Annotated in this window: 3 protein-coding genes; 2 read left to right on the top strand and 1 reads right to left on the bottom strand. The window is 70.8% G+C overall.

Annotation, left to right across the window (positions count from 1 at the left end):
- Nucleotides 1-757, top strand: a 757-nt coding sequence (locus AC1DZ6_RS24150; protein ID WP_477099641.1) for a fatty acid desaturase, incomplete at its 5' end; no start/stop codon positions are given.
- Here AC1DZ6_RS24150 and AC1DZ6_RS24145 read toward each other — a convergent pair.
- Nucleotides 710-1,483, bottom strand: a complete 774-nt coding sequence (locus tag AC1DZ6_RS24145; protein WP_477099640.1) for a DoxX family membrane protein — start codon at nt 1,481-1,483, stop codon at nt 710-712. The two genes, AC1DZ6_RS24150 and AC1DZ6_RS24145, sit on opposite strands and share 48 nt — an antisense overlap.
- 133 nt (nt 1,484-1,616) lie before the next feature.
- Between AC1DZ6_RS24145 and AC1DZ6_RS24140 the strand changes: the two genes are divergently transcribed.
- Nucleotides 1,617-2,053: AraC family ligand binding domain-containing protein (locus AC1DZ6_RS24140; protein ID WP_477099639.1), on the top strand; the 437-nt coding region annotated here is incomplete at its 3' end.

The following is a 2,053-nucleotide window of genomic DNA, read 5'->3' as shown; positions in this document are numbered from 1 at the left end:
GTACGAGGGCGTGCACAACCTGCACCACGCCAAGCATCGCTTCGGCACCGCCCAGGATCCGGAATACTTGCCGCTGGGCCGCTATTCGCAGTTCAAGCTGGCGCTGTTCACGGCGATCTCGCTGTTGGCCCCGCTAGGCGTGATCCTGCGCTCGGGGATCCTGATCCCGCTGTCGTTCTTGGTCCCGAGCGTGCGCCGCTTCGTGAAGACCAAGCTGTCGGCCCTGGTGATCAATCCCGACTTCGTGCGCGAGGACAACGACAAGACCCGGCCCGACTGGCTGGCCCAGGAGCTGGGATGCTGGCTGTGGTGCTGGGGCGTGGCCGCCGCGACGGTCGCCGGTTTCGTCCCCGTCCGTGTGGTCGTCACCTGGTTCGCCCTGTTCTCGCTGGCCACCTTCGTCAACCAGCTGCGGACCCTGGTGGCCCACTACTGGCACAATGACGGCGAGGTCATGAGCTTCGAGGCGCAGTTCCTGGACTCGGTCAACGTGCCGCCGCCGGCCCTGCTGCCGTTCCTGTGGGCGCCGGTCGGCCTGCGCTACCACGCCTTGCACCACCTGCTGCCGCGCCTGCCGTATCACAGCCTGGGCAAGGCCCATGCGCGGCTGTCGGCCGAGCTGGCGGCGACCTCGCCCTATCACCGGGTGGAGGAGAAGAGCCTGGTCCTGGCGCTGGGCAAGCTGTTCCGCCGCGCCGGCATGGCGCCGTCAGCCCTGGCGGTCGACGCCGACGCGGTCGAACGCCAGAGCGCCTGAGGGCTCGGGAGACGGCAGGGACTGCCGCAACGCCCAGGCCGCGCCGGTCAGCGACAGGGCGACCGCCGTCATGGTCCATTCCAGATGGCTGTCCGGCGCGGCCATGACGCGCGGGATGTGCAGCAGCACGACGAAGCTGGCCATCATCGCCGTCAACAAAGTCGCCGCCAGCCGGGGCGTCACGCCGAACAGGATCGCCAGCCCGGCCGCCAGGTGGCCGGCGCCGGTCGCATAGGCCCAGAACAGCGGATGAGGGATCCAGCTCGGCACCATCTTGGCGGTGAAGTCGGCATAGGCGAAATGACTGAGGCCGAACACCAGGGGGCACAGGCCATAGATCAGCCGCGCGGCCAGCCGCAGCCGGTCGTTAGGCGGCTGGGCCGACAGGGCGAACAGGGCCAACCCGCCGGCCGACAGCGACAGGGTCTCGGCCACGCCCAGCCACGAGCCGACGCTGGTGGGCGCGGCGGCGGTCTCGGGACCATGCAGCGCGACCCAGCCCAGATAGACCACGGCCAAGGCCGCCGAGGCGGGACGGGCGGTGCGCGACCACAAGACGCCGAGGCCTAGAACCACCATGACCGCCGCGCTCAGCAGCGCCAGCAGGTGATGGGCCGGCAGGTCCTTGGGCACGGGCTGCCACTGCAGGGCGAAGTCACCGAAGGCCATACCGATGATCCCCAGCGCGATCGCCCCGAGGCCGTAGAGAACGCCGTCGCGGTTCATGAACCCTCCCGTCAAGACGGTCGGAGCTTGGCTCGCTGGCAGCCGGCTGACTTGGGGTTTGTTGCGCCGGGCTTGTGGCTTGCCCCGGGGCGGCGAGGCGGGTTCTATGGTCGCGCACCCTGACGGAGGCCGCATGTTCCGCGTCGAGACCCAAGGCCCGGCCTTGCCCGCCCGCTCGCTGCTGTACGGCGCGGGGGAGGCGCGATGCGCCACCGACGCCGCGTCGCCGATCGAGAAATGCTACGCCGGTCCGGTGATCGGCGTCGTGGTGGCGGGGACCTTCGACTATGGCGGACGCCATGGACGCGCCCGCGCGACCCCTGGCGCGATCCTGCTGGGCAATGCGGGCGAGGCCTTCGACTGCCGCCACCTGGACGCCGGCGGCAATCGCCGGGCGGTGATCGCCCTGCATCCGGACCTGCTGGCCGAGGTCGCCAACGACTGCGGCCTGGACGACGCCGACTTCGCCGTCTCGGCCCTGGCCCCGTCGCGCGAGACCGCGCCGCTTTACGGCGCGGTGCGTCGTGCGGCCGGCGGTCTGCGGCTGGACGAGGCGGCGGTGATCGACCT

This window comes from Caulobacter sp. P1_B12_2, assembly GCF_056406675.1.
The sequence above is the reverse complement of the archived record's forward strand: the minus strand, read 5'-3'. Positions and strand labels throughout refer to the sequence as shown.

Bases quoted from the DNA above. Each gene is read 5' to 3' on its own strand.
- AC1DZ6_RS24145 (WP_477099640.1), bottom strand. From the start codon at position 1,483: ATGAACCGCGACGGCGTTCTCTACGGCCTCGGGGCGATCGCGCTGGGG.